Source organism: Methylobacterium sp. Leaf112 (genome assembly GCF_001423295.1).
Classification (GTDB): Bacteria; Pseudomonadota; Alphaproteobacteria; order Rhizobiales; family Beijerinckiaceae; genus Methylobacterium.
This window is the reverse complement of the sequence record NZ_LMNG01000033.1, coordinates 65,422-88,880: the sequence shown is the minus strand read 5'-3', so window position 1 is coordinate 88,880 and position 23,459 is coordinate 65,422. Positions and strand designations below refer to the sequence as shown.

Sequence of the window (23,459 nt, the reverse complement as noted above, 5' to 3'; positions counted from 1 at the left end):
ATGCGAGCGGATCAAACATCCGAGTTGAGGCGAGCGCTCCTGCGCTGCCGACGTGCCTTCCTCGGCGTCGCGGTCATGAGCGGTGTCGTCAATGTCCTGTACCTGACGGGGTCGTTCTTCATGCTGGAGGTCTACGACCGTGTGATCCCGGCCCGTTCCATTCCGACGCTCATCGGCCTCGGCGCCCTCGCCCTCGCCCTGTTCCTGTTCCAGGGGATTATCGAGCTCATCCGCGGACGGGTGCTCGCCCGGATCGGATGCTCCCTCGACGAGGCAGTCGCGCCCCGTGTGTTCGACGCGGTCGTGCGCTACCCGCTGAAGTCACCGACCGGTGGCGACGGGTTGCTGCCGCTGCGGGATCTCGACCAGATCCGCAATTTCCTCTCGGGCCTCGGACCGACGGCGTTCTTCGATCTGCCCTGGCTGCCGGTCTACCTCGCGATCTGCTTCCTGTTCCATCCGCTCATCGGGCTCGCGGCTTTCGCCGGTGCGGTGATCCTGGCGGTGCTGACCCTGCTGACGGACCGGCTCACCCGGCAGCCGCAGCGCGAGGCCACCCGGCACGGCGCACGCCGCAACGAACTCTCGGATGCGGGGCGCCACAATGCGGAGGTGCTGCACGCCATGGGCATGCAACGGAACCTCGCACGGATCTGGAGCGAGGAGAGCAGATCCTACCTCAGCCGACAGCGCCGCGTCTCGGACATCGCCGGGGCGCTGGGCACCGCCTCGAAGGTGTTTCGCATGATCCTGCAGTCCGGGGTCCTGGCGCTCGGCGCTTATCTGGTGATCCAGGGCCAGGCCACGGGCGGCATCATCATCGCATCGTCGATCCTCGTCTCCCGGGCCCTGGCCCCGGCGGAGATCGCCATCGCCCATTGGAAGGGATTCGTCGCCGCCCAACAGGGATGGGCCCGACTCAACGAGATCTTGACCCGGTTCGCCCCGGAGGCCGGCACCCTGGAGCTTCCCGCCCCGCGCGAGGCTTTGACCGTGGAGCAGGCCTGTCTCGTGCCGCCCGGCACCCAACGGGTGGTGGTTTCCGACATGAGCTTCGGACTGAAGGCCGGTCAGGGCGTCGGGATCATCGGCCCGAGCGCATCGGGCAAATCCACCCTCGCGCGTGCTCTGGTGGGTGTCTGGACCCCGGCCCGCGGTTCGATCCGCCTCGACAGCGCCACCCTAGACCAGTGGCACGCGGACAGCCTCGGCCGTCATATCGGCTACCTCCCGCAGAACGCCGAGCTCTTTGCCGGAACCATCGCGTCGAACATCGCCCGGCTGTCCCCCTCCCCCGATGCGGAGGCGGTGATCGCCGCCGCCCGCACGGCCGACGTGCACGATCTCATCCTGCGGATGCCGGAGGGCTACGAGACCCAGATCGGACCGAGCGGCGCGAACCTCTCTGCCGGCCAGCGCCAGCGGATCGGGCTGGCGCGCGCGCTCTACGGCAATCCGTTCCTCGTCGTCCTCGACGAACCCAATGCCAACCTCGACGAGCCGGGTGAGCTCGCTCTCACCCGCGCCATGCTCAGCGTGCGGCAGCGCGGCGGCATCGTCGTCGTCGTCGCCCACCGGCCGAGCGCCCTCGCGGCCGTCGATCTCCTCCTCGTCATGGAAGAGGGCCGGGCGCGAGCCTTCGGCCCCAAGGACGAGATCATGAAGCAGCTGATGCGCCCGACGGCCGTGCCGAGCGTCCGCGCATCGAAACGCCCCCCCGCGGTCCAGGCCGACCCCGCCCCGCAAGCGAACCTCAAGGCACGCGCATGACCTCCGCGATCCCCAATCCCACAATCCCCACTCCGGTGGTTCCGTCTCCCAGCGGGGCCGGTGCCCGGCCGTTCGACGCGGATCGATCCATCGGCGTCCACCTTCTCAGCGTTTCCGCTGTGATCTCCGTGCTGGTCTTCGGCGTCGGCGGATGGGCCACCTTCACCCCCATCCACGGAGCCGTCATGGCGTCGGGCCAACTCGTGGTCGAGAGCGACGTGAAGAAGGTCCAGCATCCGACCGGCGGCGTGGTCGGTACGATCCGAGTCCGCGACGGATCCCGGGTCACCGCCGGCGACATCCTCATCACCCTCGACGAGACCCAGATTCGGGCCAACCTCGACATCGTCCTCAAGGCCATGGACGAGCTGAGCGCCCGCCGGGCCCGGAACGAGGCCGAACGGGACGGGACCCCGTACATCCGGTTTCCCGACGAACTCGTCGCCCGCCGATCCGCGGACGCCGCCGTCGCCCAGCTCATCGACGGCGAGGTTCGCCTGTTCGAGACGCGGCGGTCGGGGCGCGAGGGCCAGAAGGCTCAGCTGGAGCAGCGGGTCCTCCAGATCCGGCAGGAGATCGGCGGCTTGACCGAACAGGCCGCCGCCAAGGCGCAGGAGATCACCCTCATCGGTGACGAACTCGTAGGCGTCCATGAGTTACGGGCGAAGAACCTCGTCGCCCTCTCGCGGGTGACGGCCCTGGAGCGGGATGCTGCCCGTCTCAAGGGCGAGCGCGGTCAGCTCATCGCCGCGCAGGCTCAGGCACGGGGCAAGATCTCCGAGACGGAGCTGCAGATCCTGCAGATCGATCAGGACATGCGCGGCGAAGTCGGCAAGGAACTCGCCGACATTCGCGGGCGCTGGTCCGAGCTGGCGGAGAAGCGCGTCGCGGCCCTGGACCAGCTCAAACGCACCGACCTGCGCGCGCCGCAGGACGGCGTGGTGCATCAGATGACAGTGCACACCGTCGGCGGCCTGGTGGTCCCGAGCGAACCCGCGATGCTGATCGTGCCCGATGCCGACAGCCTCGCCGTCGAGGTGCGGATCCAGCCGCAGGAGATCGACAACGTCCATCTCGATCAGGAGGCCGTGCTGCGGTTTCCCGCCTTCAACCAGCGGGTCACACCCGAGATCGACGGTCTCGTGACCCGCATCTCGGCGGATGTGAGCCAGGACGTGAAAACCGGGGTCAGCTACTACACCACCCGGATCCGCGTGCCCGAGGCACAGCGTGATCGCCTGGGCAAGGTGCGCCTCGTACCAGGCATGCCGGTGGAAGCCTACATCCAAACCGGCGAGCGCTCGGTCCTCTCGTATCTCCTCAAGCCGTTGGGGGATCAGGTCGCCAAGGCTTGGCGGGAACGCTGAACCGTGGCTTTCGTCCGGTCATGGTACTGAGGCGAGCCCGGGGGTTCGGCTCAGTACCGCGCCGCTTCGCCCCTCGGGCAACCGAGGGGCTCGCTGTCGGTTCGGAGAAACGGAGGGGGACTCGCAAGACGGGAGGGTGAAGCGGACCACGCTCGCCCCAGCGCACGCGTCCGTGACTTCGCGGCGGGCCGGACCGGCCTCAGTACGCTACCGTCCGGCTTCGATCTCGCAAATCACGCGGGCAAGCTCGGACAGGAGATAGCGTGCGCGCGGATCCCGGATCTTCTCGAACGAATCCCTGAAGATCTTATCCTCTGCATTGGCGCTCGAGCTCACGGGAGAAGCCAAAGCGCCCCGCTCGGCTGCGCTGTTCTCGGGCTTTCCATCGTAAAAGTAGCTGATATCGACACCCATCGTCTGAGCGATCTGGTGAAGCTTATCGGCCGCGATCCGGCTACGACCGCTTTCGTACTTCTGGACCTGCTGGAACGTCACGCCGAGCGCGTTACCGAGATTGGCTTGGCTCAGGCCAGCCGAACGCCGCAAGGATTTGATGCGGTGACCAATCTCACCTGCGGCAAACTCTTTGTTCGGCTCAGCCATAACGTCTTGCTCGATCTTGGTCTTTGTCACTGGCTTCACGAACGCCGTCCAGTTACCAGAAACCCATTCGTCACGTTCTCCAAGCCTCGCACATGCCTGGAACTCTGATCCGCGGCGAGCTGTAAGGGAGAAACAGCGAAGCGCCAATCCAACCCGGGTTTCACATTAAGGTGTTCGCCAGCAGATACCCGATCATAGGTTAAATTCACCGATCGAACTTTTTGCCGCAAACTCACCATTATTGTCTTTGCTACATCCTCGCTTCGGATAATGCAAGTTTTGCGTGTATGGAGACTTGGTCGACGCTGAATACCAAGCCCCCCGGCCATTCGATGTGCACGGACTTCGCCCGCCCAGGTATGACCGGCACTCCTACAGGCAAATAAGCCCGAAGGCCAGCATGCCACTCGGTCTGGAGTAAACTTCAAAATACTTAGGTAGCAAGCAATCCTCAAAATAAACTAGGTTCAGGATGACCTGATACTAAGATCAAGACAAACAAATTGAAATTTGGATCGGGAAACAGCCATGATTTGGAGGGTATGGCAAACGGCGCCAGCGGTTGAGTTTATTTTTTTGCGGTATTTCGAAAAGGTGTAAAATTATAATGGATTGGACGGAGCGGCCAATGCCCTGGACGGGCGCACAAGGCGCGTCGTTCTCACCCCTCCGTTGCAAATGCGCCGCCTGCCCGATGCAAGAGCCGTCGAACGTCCCGTGCTCCGCAGCAACATCCGCATCGGATTCGCGCCCTTTCGTGGCGTACGAGAAAGCTTGAAATAGTACATCTGGCGAATGCTACTGAGGCGACATGTATCGCCAGATGAATCGCTATCCACATCCCCGAACATTCTTCAACGGAAGGCTTGGATGTTGCCAGAGCCAACCAGCCGTGTTTCTGGTGCCCCTCCGGACCACGCGATGATCGAGATCGATCAGGCACTTAACCACGACCGCTCGGCCTGCCATCGGGGGTACGCGACGACCGCCCCGATGCTTGTAGCCTCACGATCTTAAGCACTTTCAAACCATAGTCGCAGATCAACTGAAAGGCGAGTTTCTCTTCCATAACTTCACACTAACATCGATCAGGTTCGATCGAAGCTAGAAGTTCGCACTCAGGCTGCGTCCTGGTTGCAAGACACGCAAGGCAGGAGCGCGATGTCCATGGTGCATCCCACCCACGAGCAGGAACGGTTGGACGCCCTGCATCGCCTGCGCATCCTCGGGTCCACGCCCGAGCCGCATCTCGACGCCGTGTGCCGCATCGCCTCCGACATGTTCGACGTGCCCATGGTCCTGGTGCTCCTCGTCGATGAGACGCGCGTCTGGTTCAAGGCCAAGTGGGGTGTCGACGGGGAGGGCATCGACCGAGAGGGTGCGTTCTGCGATCTGACGATCCAGAATCAAGCCGGTTCACCGCTGATCATTCACGATCTCACGGGAGATCCCCGATCCGCCGAAAGTCCGCTCGTGGCCGGGCCACCCAATGCCCGCTTCTATGCCGGCGTGCCGCTCGCCCTGGGTTCCGGGTTCAACCTCGGCACCTTCTGCATCATGGACTGTACGCCGAGGCCGGATTTCACCGAGCGACACGCGCGCCAACTCAGGGACCTGGCCCTCATCGTCGAAGCACACCTGCGCCTTCACGAGGCTCGGGTCGACGGTGAGGCGGACGCGGCCAGGCGCCTCAAGGCGGAGAGCGCCTTGCGGGATAGCGAGCAACGCTTCCGGCTCCTGGCCGAGACCACTACGGATGTGATCCTGTGGTCGGGGCTCGATACCACGCGTCTGTACGTCTCGCCCTCCATCCGGACGGTACTCGGTTACACGCCCGAGGAAATGCTGGGCACGAAACCCCTCGACTTCGTTCATCCCGACGATGCGGGGAACTTCAGCCGCGTCCTCGACGACCTCACCAGCGGCCGGGTGGAGCATGCCTCCACCTGCCAGCGCTACCGGCGCAAGGACGGGACGTGGGTGTTCATGGACGTGTCGCAGAGCCTCGCGCGCGATCCCATGACGGGCGCACCGGCCGGATACGTGACCTCCCTGCGCGACATCACCGAGCGCAAGGCCGATGAACGGCGCATCGCTTATCTCGCCCTGCACGATCCCCTGACGGACCTGCCTAACCGAACCCTGTTCTGGGAACGTCTGGCGGAGGAGACCCGTTACGCGGCGCAGCACGGCACCCGGGTCGCCGTCCTCACCTGCGACCTCGATCGGTTCAAGCTCGTGAACGACACCCTCGGTCATCCCGCCGGAGACCACCTGCTGCAGATCATCGCCGCGCGCCTCCTCGCCGTCGTGCGCGAAACCGACACGGTGGCCCGCCTCGGCGGCGATGAATTCGCCATCATCCTGGGCCGGATCGAGACGCGGAACGATGCAAGCATCCTCGCAAGGCGCATCATCGAGGCGATCAACCGCCCCATCGGCTTCAACGGCCACAGCATGAGCGTCGGGGCCAGCATCGGCATCGCCCTCGAAAGCGGGGGCGCCCTCGATGCCGTGGCGCTGTTCAAGCGCTCGGATATGGCCCTGTATCAGGCGAAAGCCGCCGGGCGGAACACCCACCGCTTCCACGATCCGGCGGCCGATCCGGCGTCGACGCATCCGGGTCCCCTCAAGGCGGAGATGCAGGGCGCGATGAAGCGGGGTGGCTTCCTGCTGAACTACCAGCCCATCATAGACCTGGCGACGGGTACCATCGCGGGGTTCGAGGCCCTGATGCGGTGGCGCCATCCCCGCAGGGGCGAACTGGCGCCGAGCGAGTTCATTCCGCTGGCCGAGGAGAGCGGCCTCATCATCTCCCTCGGCGCCTGGGTCCTGAAGGAAGCCTGCCGGGAGGCGGCCGCGTGGCCCGACCACGTGCGGGTCGCGGTCAACGTCTCGGCGCTGCAATTCCAGCAGATCAGCATGGAAGAGACGGTCCTGCACGCCCTCGCGGCCTCGGGCCTGCCACCGCACCGCCTCGAACTCGAGATCACCGAGACGATCCTGATGCAGAAGACCGAAACGGTGAGCCGGACCATGCGGCGCCTGCGCAAACTCGGGGTCCGCATCGCCCTCGACGATTTTGGAACCGGGTATTCGAGCCTGAGCTACCTGCACAACTTCAGTTTCGACACCATCAAGATCGACCGGTCTTTCGTCGTCGGCATGTCGAATCCACGGACCGTCGCCATCACGCGCGCGATCGTGGCGCTGGCGGTGGATCTCGGAGCACGGGTGACCGCCGAGGGCGTCGAGACGGAGGAGCAGTTGGCCTTCGTGCGGGCGGCGGGCTGCACCGATGTACAGGGTTTCCTGTTCCATCCGCCGCAACCGGCCAAGGATATCGCACGGTTGATCGAAGGCGGTCCGGTCCGGCTCGCCGCCTGATTGCGGTTGCGGGAGGCGTGCATCCGGTCGAACGCCCGGACCCCGCCTCTCGCTATCGAGTGCGCGATTTCAGCTTTCCTTGAAGCCGTACTCGGGCACACCGTCCTCGTTGTCGTAATATTTGTAGGGCAGGAACTTACCCGAGAGATTCATCTTCACCCGGTCGCCCTTGTTGTTCGGCTCACGCTCCATGGTCATGTTGAAGTCGATGGCCGACATGATGCCGTCGCCGAAATCCTCCTGGATCAGCTCCTTCCAGGTGGTACCGTAAACCATCACCAGTTCGTAGAAGCGGTAGATCAGGGGGTCGGTGGGGGGCATCTGCGGAATCGAGCCGCGATACGGTGCCTCGTTGAGCATCCGCTCCTCGGCCTGGGTGAGGCCGAACAGGGCCGCCGCCTTCGCCGCCTGTGCCTTCGGCAGCTTCATCTGCCCCATGCACGCGGCAGTGATCAGGATCGGCGAAATGCCACCGATCTCGGCCTGAATATGCTTCCAGGTCCAGCCCTTCTCGCGCTTGATGTCGAGGAGCTTCTCGGTGAGGTCTTCACGCTTCATACTCGTCTCCAGATTGTCGCGGTCGCAGCGCCGCGAGGGGCGGCATCCATGTGCGGACCAACCTGTCATCAAGGGTCATGCCACCGCGCCCACGGCCCGAACGGGGTGGAACGGGTCACCGGACCGACCCCTGGACTCTCCGGTCAGGCGACGGCGCCTGCGACGGGTGCCCGTGTCAATGCACTTCCGTCGCGCGCTTGACCTTCTGCTCGCGCTTGTAGGCCGTGATCGCCGAAGCGCAGGCGGGCGTGAGCTTCTTGATGTTCTCCCGGAAGCAGGCCTCCACCTCAGGACCACCCGGCGCGTGGTCGCCGCAATGCTCGAGGTAATCCCCCGTACAGGACCGCTTGAGAACTTCGCGGATCGCCGAGGGATCCGCTTGCGCGACGGTCGGAACCAGAAGGGGACCGAGAACGAGAAGTGTCTTCGTGAGGCGAGCCATGGGCGGAAACATCCTATGCGAGACGATGGCACCAATCCGCCGGCCGGCAACGATCGATGAGTGAAACGGGACTGGCGGCTGAAGGCCTGAAGTACCGGGGCGCGATAGAAGGTGCCGCCGGTCTCATCGGTGAGTTCGACGACTCAGGTCCGCGTCGCATTGCGGCTCGGCGGCGCCGTCCAGCGGCAGGCCCGGGCCAGCCGATCGGCCAGTTGCATCGCGTCGGCGAGGAGCGAGGTTTCGAGGGTCTGGGGGGCACGCCAAACCATCGCGTCGGCGGATCTGATTTGGAGACGATACACGGGACACACTCCTCGGAACGCCGAGAAGCACAGGCCTGCTCAGCGGTGGAGAAGCTTCTTCTAGGGATCGGTCGGGAACGCAGCAATCGATTGGCGTTGCCTCAACGTTCCATTCTGATCGCGATACATCCCAAACATGCGGTCCGCCTTCGCGGAGACGGATTAGCGGACCTCGACGAACCAGCGCTTGAAGCTCGCTTTCGGCGAAGCATCCCGGGCAGGACCTGCACCAGCGACCACGATGCACAGGCGGAACTCGCCCGGCGTCATCCCGAACGCCTCCAGGAAACTGCGATTGGCGTGGCTCGCACTGGTGAAGCCGGTGGTCCAGGCGACCTCCCGGAGTGAACGCACGTCGTCCCCACGGGACAGGGCCCGGCGCATCGGGTGGAGCCGGCGATGCCGCACCCGAGTCGCGAAGCCGCCGAGGGGCTCGAACATGCGGTAGTGCACGCTGCGCGACACACCCGTCCGCAACGCGATCAACTCGGCGATGAGATCGAGGCGAGCGAGGTTCGCTTCGATGGAGCCGGGCATCTGGCTGCGCTTTGCTGCATCAAAAAGCGGCATGCCGCTCACGTTTCCAGCACTGACTCCCAGGGTCGTGCCAAGCAGGGCGCCTAAGGTCGCGGTGGCGGTCGCCTCCGTCCGGTCTCCCGTGGTCGCACCAGTGCGCGCCAAAGATTGCAGAAGATCCCGAAACAGGGCGTTCCCGCTCGCTGACAGCACCAAGCCGTGGAGATTGATGAACGGCGACACCATTCCGCGCACATCCGCGGCAGCCCCCCGCGCCGCACGCGTCATGCGCAACACCGTCGCTCTGGAAGACGGCTTTCCCCTGATCCAGCCCGATGGCGTGTCGCGCCTCGACCCTGTCGATCCCCGCAACTCCGAACGCATCGACGTGTTCCGGGGGCCGCAATCGGCGCTGTTCGGCAACTATTCCACCGGCGGCGCCATCGCCCTGCGCACCCCGACGAGCCGCGAGATCGACGGCTACGAAGTCGGCACCGACCCCGGACAACCACCACGGTCTGGCGCGGCTCGGCTACGAGCAGGCCGGTGGCCCATTCAATGGGTTCGGAACGTTCGTCGAGGCCGTGGCCCAGGACGGGGCCTTCCTCGACAGCGCCGATCTGCTCACGACCCCCAGCGACATGATCCTCAACGCCAGCGTGCCTTACGCCGTCGATCTGCCCGGCCCGTATGCCAAGCGAGTCATCCTCTATCTCGCAGCCCGCAACCTCCTCGACCGCACCTACGCGGCCTCGGCCCAGAACCTCGCCAACAGCGTCGATCCCCGAACCTGCCTGCAGAACGCGGCCGCGGTGCTCGCCGCCACGCCCGGCTCGCTCCTCGCCGGTGCCCCACGCAACATCGGCAGTGGGATGAAGCTGGCGTTCTGAACGCGGTCGTCAGGACATCCCTCGGCATCGACGTGCCAGGTAGACCGACCGGTGAAATTCAGGGGCACGGTGGGGGCGCGCATCGTTGGATGGTTATCTGATCGAAACCACCGGCCGGTGAACGTCGCGTTCGGCCAATCAAGAGTTATCCACCGCTGGCGTCACCTGGGCGATGCATAAATGCATCGGCGACACCGAAAACCGAGCCGATGACGATGTAGGGAAACCTCCGCCTTGAGGCGGGCGAGAGCTTTTTTCCTGGGCGAATACGCTCGTTCCAGTCACGAAACCGCCGTACCGGTCCCGGGCATATCGAGCCGACTCGGTGCAGGCCGCCGCACCGGGATCCGCTCTGGTATCGCGCGGACGCACGTTGCGCCGGCAGAACCGGCGCCCCCGTCGCAGCCGCCATTCAGAGGCCGCGCATGGAGGAGGGCATAGGCCCGGACGAGGCATGATTTTGTATTTTGGATTTGGAATAGATCCAGAACATAGCGCTTGCAGCGCTCGGCAGCCATGGCCAATGAAAAGAGTGCGCCGATGCCTCAAGTAGAACTATTCCAATCCGGCGCAGGCGTTCATCGAGTTCCAGTGCGAGTCAGAAATCCCGTGGATAACGTTCCTGCGAAGTCTTGCGAGATGCGGATGCAACCGAGCGGTCAACGCTTGATTGTCCTGGTGTTGCTTTCGAGCGTCGCCATGAGCGGCCTGTCCGCCGGCGGGGCTTCTGCTCAGCCCGCTGCCCAGACCGTGACGCTCGATACCCTGTCCGTCGAGGGGGTTGGCCGCGGGCCGGCCGTCGCCGGAACCGATCCGGGGGGCGCCCTCGGAGCCGTGCCGGGTTACGTCGCCTCTCGCAGCGTGGTCGCCACGAAGACCGACACGCCGATCCTGGAGACGGCGCAATCGGTCTCGGTGATCGGGCGCAAGCAGATCGAGGACGCCAACGCGCTGACCATCAACCAAGCGCTGCGCTACACGCCCGGCGTCACCACGGAGCAACGCGGCGGAGCCGGCTCGACCCGCCTCGAACAGTTCCTCATTCGCGGCTTCAACGCTCCGGTCTTCCTCGACGGCATGGCGCTGCTCGGTGGGCGCGATGCCAACGCCAGTGTCGATCCCTACCGCTTGGAGCGCATCGACGTCATCAAGGGCCCGGCCTCGGTGCTCTACGGCCAGTCGGGTCCAGGCGGCATCGTCAACCTCGTCTCGAAGGTGCCGCGCTTCGTGGAGCACGGCGAGATCTTCGTGCAGGGCGGGGGATTCAACGAGGTCCGCGGCGGCGTCGATGTCGGCGGCCCGATCCATTCCGACGTGCCCGGTCTCGCCGACCAGTTCGCCTATCGCATCGTCGGCTTCGGCTGGAACGGCGACGGCCCCGTGGACACGACACGCGTCGAGCGTGTGCTGATCAACCCGAGCGTGACGTGGCGTCCGTCCTCCGACACCTCGCTGACCATCATCGGCAACTACCAGCGCGATCCGTTCTCGGGCTTCTACGGCGGCTTCCCGGCGGTCGGCACGGTGTTCCCGCGCAACTTCGGCAGCGGCGTCATCGGTCGCCTCCCCGTCAACTTCTATGACGGCGACCGCAACATCGAGCGCTCCGACCGCACCCAGGCCTCCATCGAGTACCTGTTCGACCACAGCGTGAACGAGAACCTCCGGTTCCACTCCGCCGGCCGGTACCTGCGCACGCAGGGCGACTACCGCAGCGTCTACAGCGCCTTCAGCCCACTCAACGGGCCCTTCGCGTCCGGCCCGCTGCTGCCGCGCGCGGTCATCGGCACACAGGTCGATGCCGAAGCCTACACCATGGACACCAACGCGGTGATGACCTTCGACACGGGCTTCATCGCCCATACGGCCTTGGTGGGCGTCGACCACCGTACCTTCAGCACCCGGACCCTCGGGACGCCGTTCCCGACGGCGCCGAGCCTCAACGCCCTCGCGCCGGACTACGCGATGAACATCGCGTTCCCGGCCTTCAACACCGCATCGCGTGTCGATGCGCAGCAGACCGGCGTCTACTTCCAGGACCAAGCGAAGTTCGACCGTCTCGTCCTCACGTTGGGCGGACGCTACGATGTCGCGAGCCAGACCGGTCCGACCCGATCCTTCAACCTCGCGGCGAACACCAGCACGCTGACGCTCCAGGATGCGCCGGCCGACGCCTTCACCGGCCGGGCGAGCCTGCTCTACCTGTTCGATTCCGGCGTGGCCCCGTACGTCTCCTACAGTCAGGCCTTCGAGCCCATCGTCGCAGGTCGCGTCTTCGACACCGCCTTCGGCAGCGTCGGGCGTATCCCCGACCCGCAACTGAGCGACCAGTACGAGGCCGGCATCAAGTATCAGCCCCCCGGGACCGACATCCTGCTCACCGCGGCGGCCTTCGACATCCGCCAGTCGAACCGGACCACAGCCGACACGACCCTCGGCCGTCCCACCGGCTTCGTGCTGCAGACCGGGCAGGTCGGCGTGCAGGGCTTCGAGTTCGAGGCACGGGCGAACCTCGCCGAAGGTCTCAGCCTCATCGGCGGCTTCTCGGTTCTCGACGCCGTCAACGTGCGTGACGACGGAAGGACCCTGAACGACCTAACCCAGCAGAACGTGGCCCTCGAAGGCCGCCGTCCCGTACTGGTGCCGGACAAGACCGCCTCGCTGCTGGCCACCTACCGCTTCCTCGACGGACCGATGCTCGGCCTCGAGATCGGTGGCGGCGTGCGCTACCTCGGACCGTCCTGGGGAGACGCCGCCAACACCTTCAAGGTGCCCGAGAGCGTGCTGGTGGATGCGACGGCCTCCTACGACCTGAAGTATCTCGATCCCTCGCTCCAGGGCTTCTCCATGCAGGTCAACGCCACCAACCTCCTCGACGAGCGCTACGTCAGTGGGTGTAACGGCTACACGAGCTGCTATTACGGCTTGCCGCGCACGGTCTACGCGACCCTGCGCTACCGCTGGTAAGGTTCAGGGAGCCGGACATGAAGAACGGCTTTCGCCAATCCATGGCCTGGCTGCACACCTGGGCCGGCCTCATCGTCGGCTGGGTGCTGTTGGCGGTCTTCGTGACCGGGACGGCGAGCTACTATCGGGCCGACCTCTCGCGCTGGATGCGGCCCGAGTTGCAGCATGTCTCGGCGGCCACCGATCCGGCCGCTTTGGCGAAGGCCGCCGAGATCGGCGTCGCCTACATGACCGAGCACGCGCCGAACGCCCGGATCTGGTTCATCGGCCTGCCCCGGGCCGAGAGCCCCGTCCTCGATCTGTTCTGGCGCACGAAGCCCGGCACGCCACCGGGCCATGCCGTCCTCGACCCGGTGACCGGTGCCCCGGCCCTCATGCGGGACACCAAGGGCGGCGATTTCCTCTACCGATTCCACTTCGAACTGCACATGCCGCCCCTCTGGGGCCGCTGGATCGTCGGCATCTGCGCGATGATCATGCTGGTGGCCATCGTGTCCGGCATCGTCACCCATCGGCGGATCTTCGCGGATTTCTTCACCCTGCGGCGGGACAAGTCGGCCCAGCGCGGCTGGCTCGACGCCCACAACGTCACCGGCGTGCTCGCCCTGCCGTTCCACCTGATGATCACCTACACGGGAATCGTCACCCTCGCGCTGATGTACATGCCGTGGGGCGTGACCACCGCGTATCGGGGCGACAATCAGACGTTCTACGCCGAGAGCGGACAGATCACGGCGCAACGCCCAGCCGCCGGGCGCCCCGGACAGCTCGCACCCGTCGGACCAATGGTGACCCGGGCGACGGCACTCGTCTCCGAGCCCCTCGAACGCCTCTCCGTCATCAACCCGAAGGACGCCAACGCCACCGTGGTGGCGGTGTTCGAGGAGCCGCACGGCCTGTCGCACGCGCATCCGCAGGTCGCCTTCGACGGCACGACGGGGGCCGTCGTGGAGGTCCTGCAGGGTGGTCTCAAGCCAGCAGCCGAGACCTTCACCACCATGGTCGGCCTGCACGAGGCGCATTTCGCCGGCACGGCCCTGCGTATCCTGTTCTTCGTCTGCGGCCTCATGGGCAGCGCCATGGTGGCGACGGGTCTGATCCTGTGGTCGGTGGCGCGCCTGCCGAAGCCCGGCACGCAGCCGTTCCTCGGCTTGCGTCTCGTCCAGGCCCTCAACATCGGCACCGTCGCGGGCCTGCCGGGGGGCATCGCCGCCTACTTCCTCGCCAACCGTCTCCTGCCCGTCGGGTTGGTCGGCCGGGCCGATTGGGAGGTCTACGCCTTCTTCTGCACCTGGGCGCTCGCCATCCTGCTTCCCCTCGCCCGGCCGCAGCGCAGGGCTTGGGTCGAGGCGATGGCGGTGCTGGCGATGCTCACCCTCGCGGTGCCGGTGATCGACGTCGCCACCATGCCCGCGCACCCTCTCCGCACGGGGACGGGCGATGCCGCGCTCTTCCTGTGGTTCGACGGCGTTCTGCTGGCGCTCGCCGCCCTGTTCGCCCTCTGCGCCCGCAAGGTCGGACGTTACCAGGGGCCGGGTGCGAACCGGCGCACCGCCACCGTGCAGGCGCCCCGCGCAACGATCGCACCCGCCGGACACCAAGCCGCCGAGCGTCACGCTGCCATGACCTGATCCGCGTCAGGACCTGATCCGCGTTAGGCCGTGGTCAAGCTCGGTGCCCGCCGCGCCGCGGTCTCGCGCAAGGAGCGGTCGGCGTAGGTGCCCTTCAGGGCCGCACGGCCGCCATGGTCGAACAGGTCGAGCATCAGCGCGCTGTGAATGAAGGCGAGGTGGCTGAACGCCTGCGGGAAGTTCCCGAGGAACGTCCCGTCCTCCGCCACCTCCTCGGCGTAGAGCCCGACATCGTTCTGAAGGGCGCGCAGGGCCTCGAAGCGGGTCCGGGCCTCGCCGTCGCGCCCGAGCCAAAGCAGGGCGTCGACGAGCCAGAACGCGCAGATCACGAACGTGCCCTCATGCCCCGGCAGCCCGTCGTCGGTCTTGTAACGGTACACCAGATGATCGTGCCCGAGGCGGGCGATGATTTCGTCGACGGTGCGGGCGAACACCGCCTCGTCCACGGGAAAACCCACCATGGGGGCGATGAGGAGCGCGGCATCGACATCGTCGCTGCCGATGAACTGCGGATAGTAACCCGCCGCGTGAACCGCCTTTCCGTTGACGCAGGCGACGATCCGGTCGCGCTCACGACACCAGTCCGGCCGCTCGCCGAAAAGACGGATCGCCCGGTCGAGGGCGACCCAGTTCATGATCGCGGCATGGAGGTAGCGTTGCTCCGGCTTGCGCGGCTCCCACAGGCCGGCATCGGGCTCGTTCCAATACGCGGCCGAGAAGTCGGCGAGTTTCGCGCCGTGCGCCCGCATCGACCCGCTCAGGGTGCCGCCGAGGCGCTCGTAGAGATAGATGAGATCGAGCACCTGACCGTAGGCGTCGCTCTGGTGCTGCTCGGCCGCCTCGTTGCCATGGCGCACGGGCGCACTGCCGCGCCAGCCCTCGAAATGCGTGATGGTGCGCTCGGTGAGATCCGCCTCGCCGGCGATGCTATAGAGCGGCGCGAGGGCGCCGGTGTTGCGGTCGGCCAGATCGGCCACGAAGCCGAAGAACGCCTCCGCCTCTCCGATCATGCCGAACTTCTTCAGGACGTAGAACGACAGGCACGCGTCGCGGATCCAGCAGAAGCGGTAATCCCAGTTGCGAATGCCGCCGATCTCTTCCGGCAGCGAGGTCGTGGCCGCCGCCACGATGGCGCCGGTGGGCTCGTAGGTCAGGGCCTTGAGGACCAGGGCGGAGCGGATGAGTTCATCGGCGAGCGGCCCACGATAGGCCGCGTCCTCCGTCCACAGCGACCAGGCCCGACGTGTCACCTGCAGCAGGTCGCGCAGCTTCGGCAGGGCAGCCGGGGTTGCATGGAGATAGAGCGCGAAGCCGACATCTTGGCCGCCCTCCACGGTGAAGCGGGCCACCGCGATGCCGTCCTCGACGGTGAACGCCGCATCGGACACGAGATGGGGGTGATCCGGGGCAGTCACCTGGCCGTCCGTAATCATCAGATCCGCGAAACTCTCCGCGAATCCGTCGAGGGGGCGGTAGAGCGCCACCATCGGGACGGCGCCGGACACACCGGTGACGAGGCGCACGAGGCGGGGGCGGTCCACGCCGGCCTGCCTCGGAACCATGAAGTCGTGCACGGTGACGAGGCCGCTCGGGGTGGTGAACGTCGTTTCCAGGATGTTGGTGCGGCTCACGTACTGCCGCGCCGTCTCGAATCGCTCCGCTGGCTGAAGGGTGAAGTATCCGCCGCGCGTCCGGTCGAGGAGCCGCGAAAAGGTCGGGTCCGCGTCGAAGCGTTCGAGGCAGGCCCAGTCGATACCGCCATCGCGGGCGACGAGGGCACAGCCCTCGCAGTTTCCGATGAGGGCATAGGCCTCGATGGGCTGGTAGGGCCGGTCGCCGAACGCTGTCATGGGGATCCTGTGCGGGGCACTGCTCGGCGGCCGCCCGCTCTGTGGAAATGTGGGATGCGGAACACCGGTTCAGTCAGGCGGTGAGACGGAACGCCGGTTCGAGCAGCCCGCGTGCACCGATGCCGACGAGGAGCGTCCGGCCGTGCTCCGGGTCTGCGGCACGCTCCGCCTCGTCCAGGCCCTCGTAGGCCGAGGTCACCAAAAGCTGGTCGAGGTCGCGCCCGGCGAAGGTCGGGCAGGTCGGCTGGCGCGGCGGCACCGGAACGGTGCGGATGCGGTCTCCCGCCGGGTTATAGGCGTCGAGGCAGGCAGCACCGAAGCGCGCCGTCCAGATCACCCCGTCCGCGTCCACCGCCGCCCCGTCGATGCCACCCGTGCCGTCGCCGTGGTGGTAATGGGTGTCCGGCTCCCCCACCGGAATACCGGTGGCGGGATCGACGGCGACGCGCCGAAGCACGCCCTCCATTGTATCGACGAAGTATCCGACCTGGCCATCGGGCGAGAACGCGATGCCGTTCGGGATCGTGATCCCGGAATACAACCGCGTCACCCTGGTGCCGGCGACGTGATAGATCGCGCCGCGCCCTCGCTCGGCGTCGCGTCCCATGGTGCCGATCCAGAGGGCACCGCTCGGGTGCACGCGGCCGTCATTGGCACGGGTGGACGGATCGTCGTCCTCCAGGGCGCAGTGACGCGTCAGACGGCCATCTAAGAGCGTGCGGACATAGAGACCGTCCTCACCCGCCAGGAGGTGGCGCGCTCCGTCGATGGCGGCGATGTGGCTAGCCATGAACGGCAGGTCGTGGACGCGTACGGGCCCGGCCCCCTCCCAAAGGGGCATTTCGAACAGGCGTCGGTCCAGGATATCGACCCACCAGGCCGTATCCGTTGCCGGGTCGTAGCTCGGCCCCTCGCCGAGATGGCACCGGGGGGCGTCGAGAACACGGATCGTCGGTTCGGTCGTCACCCGCATCTCCCGCTGTGATCGGCGGTCGATGACGCCCGCATGGGGGCAAAAGTTCCTTTCGGATCAACGCCAAAGGCCGATCGGTTGTGCTTATCCGCGCACGTTTGAGGCGCGCGGAAAATCCTTCCCCCCCGCGCATCGACCTATCCCCCCTGCAGAACCGGCGACCCCCTGCGTGGCCAGACAGCACGCCTGACAGATCCAGCGGTTCGTGAAGTTCAATGGGCGGGCACCATGATTTCGTAAGGACTTCGTCAAGACTTGGACATTATTGCCGGTCACATGCACGGCCGGCCGCCGCAACGATCCACCGGATCGAACGGGCCGATATCGAACGCTCCCTTCCCCGTCGTTTTCCACACCCTGCATCGGGGCCGGCCCCGTGCCGGCTCGGCGGCCATCATAGGATCTGAACCGTGAGCTTCACCGTCCACGCGCGGATTTCGCTGCGCGCGCTCTCCTACCAGCACGGTTCGATCGTCAGTGCCCTCGAGCAGGGGCTGTCCCTCCTCACCGCCGGCATGTCGGATGTCCGCATCGTCGATGCGAGTGGGCGGAGCCACAACCCGACGGCTCTCTACGCCGCGCTGTTCGGCCCCCGCTGCGCCGCTGCCGTCTCGACCGTCGAGGCCGAACCGTTGGTCCTGCCCCTGGCCGCCTGAAACCGGGCGTTTCCGTCACGGTCGACGACGGGGCCGACCTCGTGGAAGGATGCGGGCGGTCCGGTCTCCGTCGCGCGCGACACCGGCCCGGGGAAGCGATTTCGGCCCGGAGGTCTCGTGACGGAGGACGTCCATCCCTACGATCTCGCCATCATCGGCGGCGGGGTGAATGGCTGCGGTATCGCGCGGGACGCAGCGGGGCGCGGCGCGCGCGTCGTTCTCTTCGAGCAGGGCGATCTCGCGGGCGCCACCTCGTCGGCCTCGACGAAACTCATCCACGGCGGCTTGCGCTACCTCGAACAGGGTGCTTTCCGGCTCGTCCGCGAGGCGCTGATCGAGCGCGAGATTCTGTGGGGCATGGCCCCGCACATCATTCGCCCCTTGCGGTTCGTCCTGCCGCAGACGGCAGAGCAGCGCCCGGCCTGGCTCCTGCGCCTCGGGCTCTTCCTGTACGACCATCTCGGCAGCCGCCGTGACCTGCCCCCGACCCGCGCCTTCGACCTCGCCCGCGATCCCGCCGGATCGCCCCTGCGGGCCGGACCGTCGCGGGCATTCGAGTATTCCGATTGCTGGGTCGACGATGCCCGGCTCGTCGTTCTGAATGCCCTGGATGCCGCCGAGCGCGGTGCCGCGATCCACACCCGCACGAAAGTGATGCGGGCGCGCCGGACGAACGGTCTCTGGGAGATCGAGACGGGGGCGGCCGGAGGAAACGCCGTCGTGCGTGCCCGGGTGCTCGTCAACGCCGCCGGCCCCTGGGTCGCGGACGTGCTGTCGGGGATCGTCGGCCGCAACACGCGGGCCGCCATCCGCCTCGTCCAGGGCAGCCATATCGTGGTACCGGCCCTGTTCACCCATGACCGCGCCTACCTGTTCCAGAACGGCGATGGGCGCATCGTCTTCGCGATACCCTACGAGGGGGATTTCACCCTCATCGGCACCACCGACCGCGACTATGCCGACGACCCGGCCCAGGTCGCGGCGGGCCCCGAGGAGATCGCCTATCTCTGCGATGCGGCGAGCCGGTGGTTTCGCGCACCCGTACGACCGGAGCACGTGGTCCGGAGCTTCTCGGGGGTGCGCCCGCTCCACGACGATGGGGCCGGCGCGGCCCAGGCGGCCACGCGCGACTACAGGCTCGACCTCGATGCACCGGATGGCGAAGCGCCACTGCTGTCGGTGTTCGGCGGAAAGATCACCACCTATCGGCGCCTCGCCGAGCACGCCCTCGACCGGTTGAAAGTCCACCTTCCCGCTGCCCCGGCCTGGACAGCAGGAAGCACGCTTCCGGGCGGTGATTTCTCACGCGACGGGATGCCGGCCCTGGTCGCAAGGCTTCGGGGCGCGGCGCCATGGCTCGCCCCGGGGCATGCAGCGCGGCTGGCAGGGGCCTATGGGACCCGCGCGAGGGAAATTCTCGGGACCGCCACCGCTCCAGCCGGCCTCGGCGAAGTCTTCGGCGCCGACCTGACGCGGGCCGAAGTCGACTACCTCGTGCGGGTCGAATGGGCGCGCACCGCCGAGGACATCCTCTGGCGACGCTCGAAGCTCGGATTGCGCGTCCGGCCGTCCGAGGTTGCCACCCTCGACGCCTATCTCCACCGTGTCGCCAGCGCGGCCTGACGCCGATCGGAGGCTCGCCCATGCCCACTTTCGTCCTCGCCATCGACCAGGGCACCACCTCGACGCGGGCGATGCTGTTCCGGCCCGACCTTTCAGTGGCCGGGATCGCACAGGCCGAGATCGCCCAATCCTATCCGGCCCCGGGCTGGGTCGAACACGATCCAGAGGGCATCTGGGCGAGCGTGCTCACCACCGTCCGGGCGGTGCTGGCCCGCGCCGGGGTGACGGCGGCGTCCGTCGCCGCCCTCGGAATCACCAACCAGCGCGAGACGACGCTGATCTGGGATCGCGCCACCGGTGCGCCGATCCATCCGGCCCTCGTCTGGCAGGACCGGCGCACGGCCGATGCTTGCGCGCGCCTGAAGGCCGAGGGGCACGAGCCCCTCGTCACCGCCCGCAGCGGCCTGATCCTCGACCCCTACTTTTCGGCCACCAAGATCGCCTGGCTCCTCGACACGGTGCCGGGCGCCCGCGCCAGCGCCGAGCGCGGCGAACTGGCCTTCGGTACGGTGGATTCCTGGTTGCTGTGGCGCCTCACCGGCGGCCTTCACGCCACCGACGCCACGAACGCCGCCCGAACCGCCCTGTTCGACATCCATCGCGGGACCTGGGACGACGATCTCTTGGGCCTGTTCGGCATTCCCCGCGCCCTGCTGCCGGAGGTGCGCGACTGCGCCGGGGATTTCGGCAGCACGCGGGCCGACCTGTTCGGCGCCGCGATCCCCATCCGGGGGGTCGCGGGGGATCAGCAGGCGGCGACCATTGGGCAAGCCTGCTTCACTCCCGGCATGGTCAAGGCCACCTACGGCACCGGGTGCTTCGCCCTTCTCAACACCGGCGCGGAGCCCCGCGCCTCCACCAACCGCCTCCTCACCACCATCGCCTATCAGTTCGCCGGTCGGCGCACCTACGCCCTCGAAGGCTCGATCTTCGTGGCCGGCGCCGCGATCCAGTGGCTGCGCGACGGGCTGGGTGTGATCCGTGACGCGGCCGAGAGCGGCCCCCTCGCCGCAAGGGCCGACCCGGCCTCCGAGATCTATCTCGTGCCGGCCTTCGTCGGCCTCGGCGCACCGCATTGGGAGCCCGACGTGCGCGGCGCCCTGTTCGGCCTCGTCCGCGACACGGGCCCGAAGGACCTCGCACGCGCCGCCCTCGAGAGCGTCTGCTACCAGACCCACGATCTCCTCGCGGCCATGCGGGCCGACTGGCCGCACGCGGAAACCGGAACAGTCCTGCGTATCGATGGCGGAATGGCCGCCTCGGACTGGACCATGCAGCGCCTCGCGGACCTCCTCGGCCTACCCGTCGACCGGCCGGTGGTGCGCGAGACCACTGCGCTGGGGGCCGCCTACCTCGCCGGATGGCACGCCGGACTGTATCCGGAACCCGACGACTTCGCGGGCCTCTGGCACCTGGACCGCCGCTTCACTCCCGCCATGCCGGACGCCGACCGTTCGGTGCGCCTCGATGGCTGGCATCGGGCCGTGCGGGCCCTGCGCGGCATGCGGGCGCCCCTGGAGGCGGTCGAAGGCCCCCTGCCCTGAAGGATCTCCGTCGAACACCCCGACGCACGCCGACCGCGACGTCGTGACAGATGGCTCGCCGGAACTGGCGACGGGCCCCGTAGCTCCGTTCGCGCCCGGCACCCGGGCGATCGCCGTGATGCGCAACGCAATCCGCGACGGTCAGGCGGTGGCGCCGTAGACCTTGTCGGCGCGGGCTTCGAAAGCATCCGTGAACTTGCGAAAAGCCCGGTCGAACATCGTGCCCATGAGGAGGCCGAGGGTCCGGCTCTTGAATTCATAGGTGATGAAGAAGTCGACGTTGCACCCACGCCCGTCCGCCTCCTTGAACAACCAGCGGTTCTCGAGGTGGCGGAACGGGCCGTCGATGTATTCGGCAATGATCTTCAGGTTCGCCGGATCGAGGGTCACCCGGGTTGTGAAGCGCTCGCGGATCGCCTTGTAGCCGACCCCCATCTCGGCCACGAGAATCTCGGTGCCGTTCTCACCCGACTGCCGACGCAGGACGCGTAAGGATTCGCACAGCGGCAGGAACTCGGGGTAGCGCTCCACATCGGCGACGAGGTCGTACATCGCGCGCGGGCTGTGCCGCACGAGGCGGTCGATACGAAAAGACGGCATGCGGGGCTTCTACAGCATCGGTCCGGAGGGTGGGAACCGGTTTTCCGGCCGATGCGTCAAGCGTGCACCATCTCCGGCGCGAAGCGGGCAAGCCGCGCAGCCTTCAAACGAGCGAAGTCTTCGCCGGCATGATGGGAGGAGCGGGTCAGGGGTGTCGCCGAGACGAGGAGGAAGCCCTTGGCATAGGCCGTGGTCTCCAAGCCCTTGAACTCGTCGGGCGGCACGAAACGGACCACCTCATGATGCTTCTTCGTCGGCTGGAGGTACTGACCGATGGTGAGGAAGTCGACGTCGGCCGAGCGCAGATCGTCCATGAGTTGAACCACCTCGTTCCGCTCTTCGCCAAGACCGACCATGATGCCGGACTTGGTGAAGATCGTCGGGTCAAGCTCCTTCACCCGCTGCAGCAGGCGCACAGAATGGAAGTAGCGGGCTCCGGGGCGGACGGTGAGGTATTTGCCCGGCACCGTCTCCATGTTGTGGTTGAACACGTCGGGCCGCGCCGCGACCACGACCTCCAGGGCGCCGTCCTTGCGCAGGAAATCGGGTGTCAGGATCTCGATGGTGGTGGAGGGGCTCATCCGCCGGATCGCCCGGATCGTGCGGGCGAAATGCTCGGCGCCGCCATCGGCGAGGTCATCCCGGTCGACCGAGGTGACGACGACGTGGTGAAGCCCGAGCTTGGCCACGGAATCCGCGAGCTTCTCGGGCTCGTCGGCGTCGAGACCCTTCGGCAGGCCGGTGCGAACGTTGCAGAACGAACAGGCCCGCGTGCAGGTGTCGCCCATGATCATGAAGGTGGCGTGGCGCTTCTCCCAGCACTCGCCGATGTTGGGGCAGCCGGCTTCCTCGCACACGGTGACGAGGCCGTGCTCGTGGACGATGCGGCTCGTCTCGGCCCAGCCGGGGGAACCGGGGGCCCGGACGCGAATCCAGTCCGGCTTGCGCTGGATCGGCTTGTCGGGCCGGTGCGCCTTTTCCGGGTGCCGGGGGCGCTGATCGTTGCGCAGGAGATCGAGAACGACGGCCATCTCACACCAACAGGGTGCGCCCGCGACGGCGGGTGCCACAGGCCAGACTTAAGGGGTCGCCGGGTCGATCGCAAACCGAGCCCGGGGGGTTCGCAAACGCCCGGGCCGATCTGTCAGTCGCGCTTGGCTGCACAATCCGTGCGCATATCGCCGTCGATCGGGGGAACCGACCACGGGCGAACCCGTTACAGACCGCGTTTCCGCGGCGATGAGCGCTGCGAGCTGCCCCAGAAGGTTAACCCCATGGCCCTGAAGACCATTTTCGCCGCTGCCCTCGTGGCGGCGCTGCCGACGCTTGCCTCCGCCCAGGAGACGGTGAAGCCGGCCGTGCCCGTCGCGACCACCGGCGGCATGACCATGGCCGACAAGGCCAGCGTGAAGGTGACCTACGTGACCGCGCAGCCCGCCGACGTGATGTCGTCCAAGCTCATCGGCCTCAACGTCTACAACAACGCCAACGAGACGGTCGGTGAGATCGAGGACCTGGTGATCGTCGACGGCAAGACCGTGAGCGCGGTGATCCTCGGCGTCGGCGGCTTCCTCGGCATGGGCGAGCGTTACGTCTCGGTCAGCCCGTCGAGCATCACCCTGGCGAAGAAGGACAACACCCTTCGCGCCCTCATCGACACCGACAAGGACACGCTCAAGTCCGCCCCGGCCTTCGAGTATTCGAAGAAGAAGTAAGTCTCTCGGCGCCTCAAGCGCCGTCGTTCGACCGTTCAAGGCCGTCCATGCCTGCGCATGGACGG

Annotated in this window: 19 protein-coding genes and 1 pseudogene; 11 read left to right on the top strand and 9 right to left on the bottom strand. The window is 66.8% G+C overall.

The window, feature by feature from the left end; all coding sequences use genetic code 11:
• Nucleotides 1-1,770: a type I secretion system permease/ATPase gene (locus tag ASF52_RS19865; protein ID WP_056176202.1), complete on the top strand. Its 1,770-nt coding sequence runs from the start codon at nt 1-3 to the stop codon at nt 1,768-1,770.
• A complete protein-coding gene (locus ASF52_RS19860) occupies nt 1,767-3,137 on the top strand; it encodes an HlyD family type I secretion periplasmic adaptor subunit (RefSeq protein ID WP_082515407.1) in 1,371 nt (456 codons plus the stop codon). Before ASF52_RS19865 ends, ASF52_RS19860 begins: the two co-directional genes overlap by 4 nt.
• Before the next feature lie 207 nt (nt 3,138-3,344).
• Here ASF52_RS19860 and ASF52_RS19855 read toward each other — a convergent pair whose 3' ends face one another.
• On the bottom strand, nt 3,345-3,779 hold the full coding sequence (locus ASF52_RS19855) for a helix-turn-helix domain-containing protein (protein WP_156368916.1): 435 nt from the start codon (nt 3,777-3,779) through the stop codon (nt 3,345-3,347).
• Nucleotides 3,780-4,907: 1,128 nt separating this feature from the next.
• Here ASF52_RS19855 and ASF52_RS19850 point away from each other — a divergent pair.
• Nucleotides 4,908-7,127 (top strand): sensor domain-containing phosphodiesterase, encoded by a 2,220-nt coding sequence (locus ASF52_RS19850; RefSeq protein ID WP_056175905.1) that lies wholly within the window; start codon nt 4,908-4,910, stop codon nt 7,125-7,127.
• 69 nt (nt 7,128-7,196) lie between these two features.
• On the opposite strand, the gene cynS is transcribed toward ASF52_RS19850, so the two are convergent.
• From cynS to ASF52_RS23370, 4 genes are all read right to left on the bottom strand, one after another.
• Entirely contained in the window at nt 7,197-7,685 is a 489-nt protein-coding gene (gene cynS / locus ASF52_RS19845) for a cyanase (RefSeq protein WP_056175899.1), read from the bottom strand.
• A gap of 175 nt (nt 7,686-7,860) precedes the next feature.
• A complete protein-coding gene (locus ASF52_RS19840) occupies nt 7,861-8,127 on the bottom strand; it encodes a hypothetical protein (protein ID WP_056175897.1) in 267 nt (88 codons plus the stop codon).
• 143 nt (nt 8,128-8,270) lie between these two features.
• On the bottom strand, nt 8,271-8,396 hold the full coding sequence (locus ASF52_RS23565; RefSeq protein ID WP_274533806.1) for a hypothetical protein: 126 nt from the start codon (nt 8,394-8,396) through the stop codon (nt 8,271-8,273).
• A 195-nt stretch (nt 8,397-8,591) separates the two neighbouring features.
• A complete protein-coding gene (locus ASF52_RS23370) occupies nt 8,592-9,191 on the bottom strand; it encodes a helix-turn-helix domain-containing protein (RefSeq protein WP_244473879.1) in 600 nt (199 codons plus the stop codon).
• 25 nt (nt 9,192-9,216) lie between these two features.
• On the opposite strand from ASF52_RS23370, the pseudogene ASF52_RS23365 reads away from it, so the two are divergent.
• The 4 genes and pseudogenes from ASF52_RS23365 to ASF52_RS19820 all read left to right on the top strand — a co-directional run.
• Nucleotides 9,217-9,450 (top strand): annotated as a pseudogene (locus ASF52_RS23365) (TonB-dependent receptor plug domain-containing protein); the annotation flags it as partial.
• Between the two features lie 79 nt (nt 9,451-9,529).
• Nucleotides 9,530-9,835, top strand: a complete 306-nt coding sequence (locus tag ASF52_RS23360) for a TonB-dependent receptor (RefSeq protein WP_056175891.1) — start codon at nt 9,530-9,532, stop codon at nt 9,833-9,835.
• A 699-nt stretch (nt 9,836-10,534) separates the two neighbouring features.
• The gene (locus tag ASF52_RS19825) at nt 10,535-12,802 is read left to right on the top strand and encodes a TonB-dependent siderophore receptor (protein WP_443136706.1); all 2,268 of its coding nucleotides are present in this window, start codon (nt 10,535-10,537) and stop codon (nt 12,800-12,802) included.
• 17 nt (nt 12,803-12,819) lie between these two features.
• Nucleotides 12,820-14,433, top strand: coding sequence for a PepSY-associated TM helix domain-containing protein (locus tag ASF52_RS19820; protein WP_056175887.1), 1,614 nt, complete (start codon nt 12,820-12,822; stop codon nt 14,431-14,433).
• A gap of 23 nt (nt 14,434-14,456) precedes the next feature.
• Here ASF52_RS19820 and ASF52_RS19815 read toward each other — a convergent pair whose 3' ends face one another.
• Both ASF52_RS19815 and ASF52_RS19810 read right to left on the bottom strand, forming a co-directional pair.
• The gene (locus ASF52_RS19815) at nt 14,457-16,283 is read right to left on the bottom strand and encodes a glycoside hydrolase family 15 protein (protein WP_056175884.1); all 1,827 of its coding nucleotides are present in this window, start codon (nt 16,281-16,283) and stop codon (nt 14,457-14,459) included.
• Nucleotides 16,284-16,356: 73 nt separating this feature from the next.
• Nucleotides 16,357-17,250, bottom strand: coding sequence for an SMP-30/gluconolactonase/LRE family protein (locus ASF52_RS19810; protein WP_244473878.1), 894 nt, complete (start codon nt 17,248-17,250; stop codon nt 16,357-16,359).
• Between the two features lie 416 nt (nt 17,251-17,666).
• Here ASF52_RS19810 and ASF52_RS19805 point away from each other — a divergent pair, with 416 nt between their 5' ends.
• The 3 genes from ASF52_RS19805 to glpK all read left to right on the top strand — a co-directional run bounded on the left by ASF52_RS19805 (nt 17,667) and on the right by glpK (nt 21,079).
• Nucleotides 17,667-17,912 (top strand): hypothetical protein, encoded by a 246-nt coding sequence (locus ASF52_RS19805; protein ID WP_056175878.1) that lies wholly within the window; start codon nt 17,667-17,669, stop codon nt 17,910-17,912.
• A gap of 117 nt (nt 17,913-18,029) precedes the next feature.
• Nucleotides 18,030-19,535, top strand: a complete 1,506-nt coding sequence (locus ASF52_RS19800; RefSeq protein WP_056175875.1) for a glycerol-3-phosphate dehydrogenase — start codon at nt 18,030-18,032, stop codon at nt 19,533-19,535.
• 20 nt (nt 19,536-19,555) lie between these two features.
• Entirely contained in the window at nt 19,556-21,079 is a 1,524-nt protein-coding gene (gene glpK, locus ASF52_RS19795) for a glycerol kinase GlpK (RefSeq protein WP_056175871.1), read from the top strand.
• A gap of 141 nt (nt 21,080-21,220) precedes the next feature.
• Here the strand turns inward: glpK and ASF52_RS19790 are convergent, their stop codons facing one another.
• Together ASF52_RS19790 and lipA are read right to left on the bottom strand one after the other, a co-directional pair.
• Nucleotides 21,221-21,679: a type II toxin-antitoxin system RatA family toxin gene (locus ASF52_RS19790; protein ID WP_056175869.1), complete on the bottom strand. Its 459-nt coding sequence runs from the start codon at nt 21,677-21,679 to the stop codon at nt 21,221-21,223.
• Between the two features lie 56 nt (nt 21,680-21,735).
• Nucleotides 21,736-22,710 (bottom strand): lipoyl synthase, encoded by a 975-nt coding sequence (gene lipA / locus ASF52_RS19785; protein WP_056175866.1) that lies wholly within the window; start codon nt 22,708-22,710, stop codon nt 21,736-21,738.
• Between the two features lie 243 nt (nt 22,711-22,953).
• On the opposite strand from lipA, the gene ASF52_RS19780 reads away from it, so the two are divergent.
• Complete coding sequence (locus ASF52_RS19780) at nt 22,954-23,394, top strand: PRC-barrel domain-containing protein (protein ID WP_056175863.1); 441 nt, start codon at nt 22,954-22,956, stop codon at nt 23,392-23,394.
• Nucleotides 23,395-23,459: the final 65 nt, after the last annotated feature.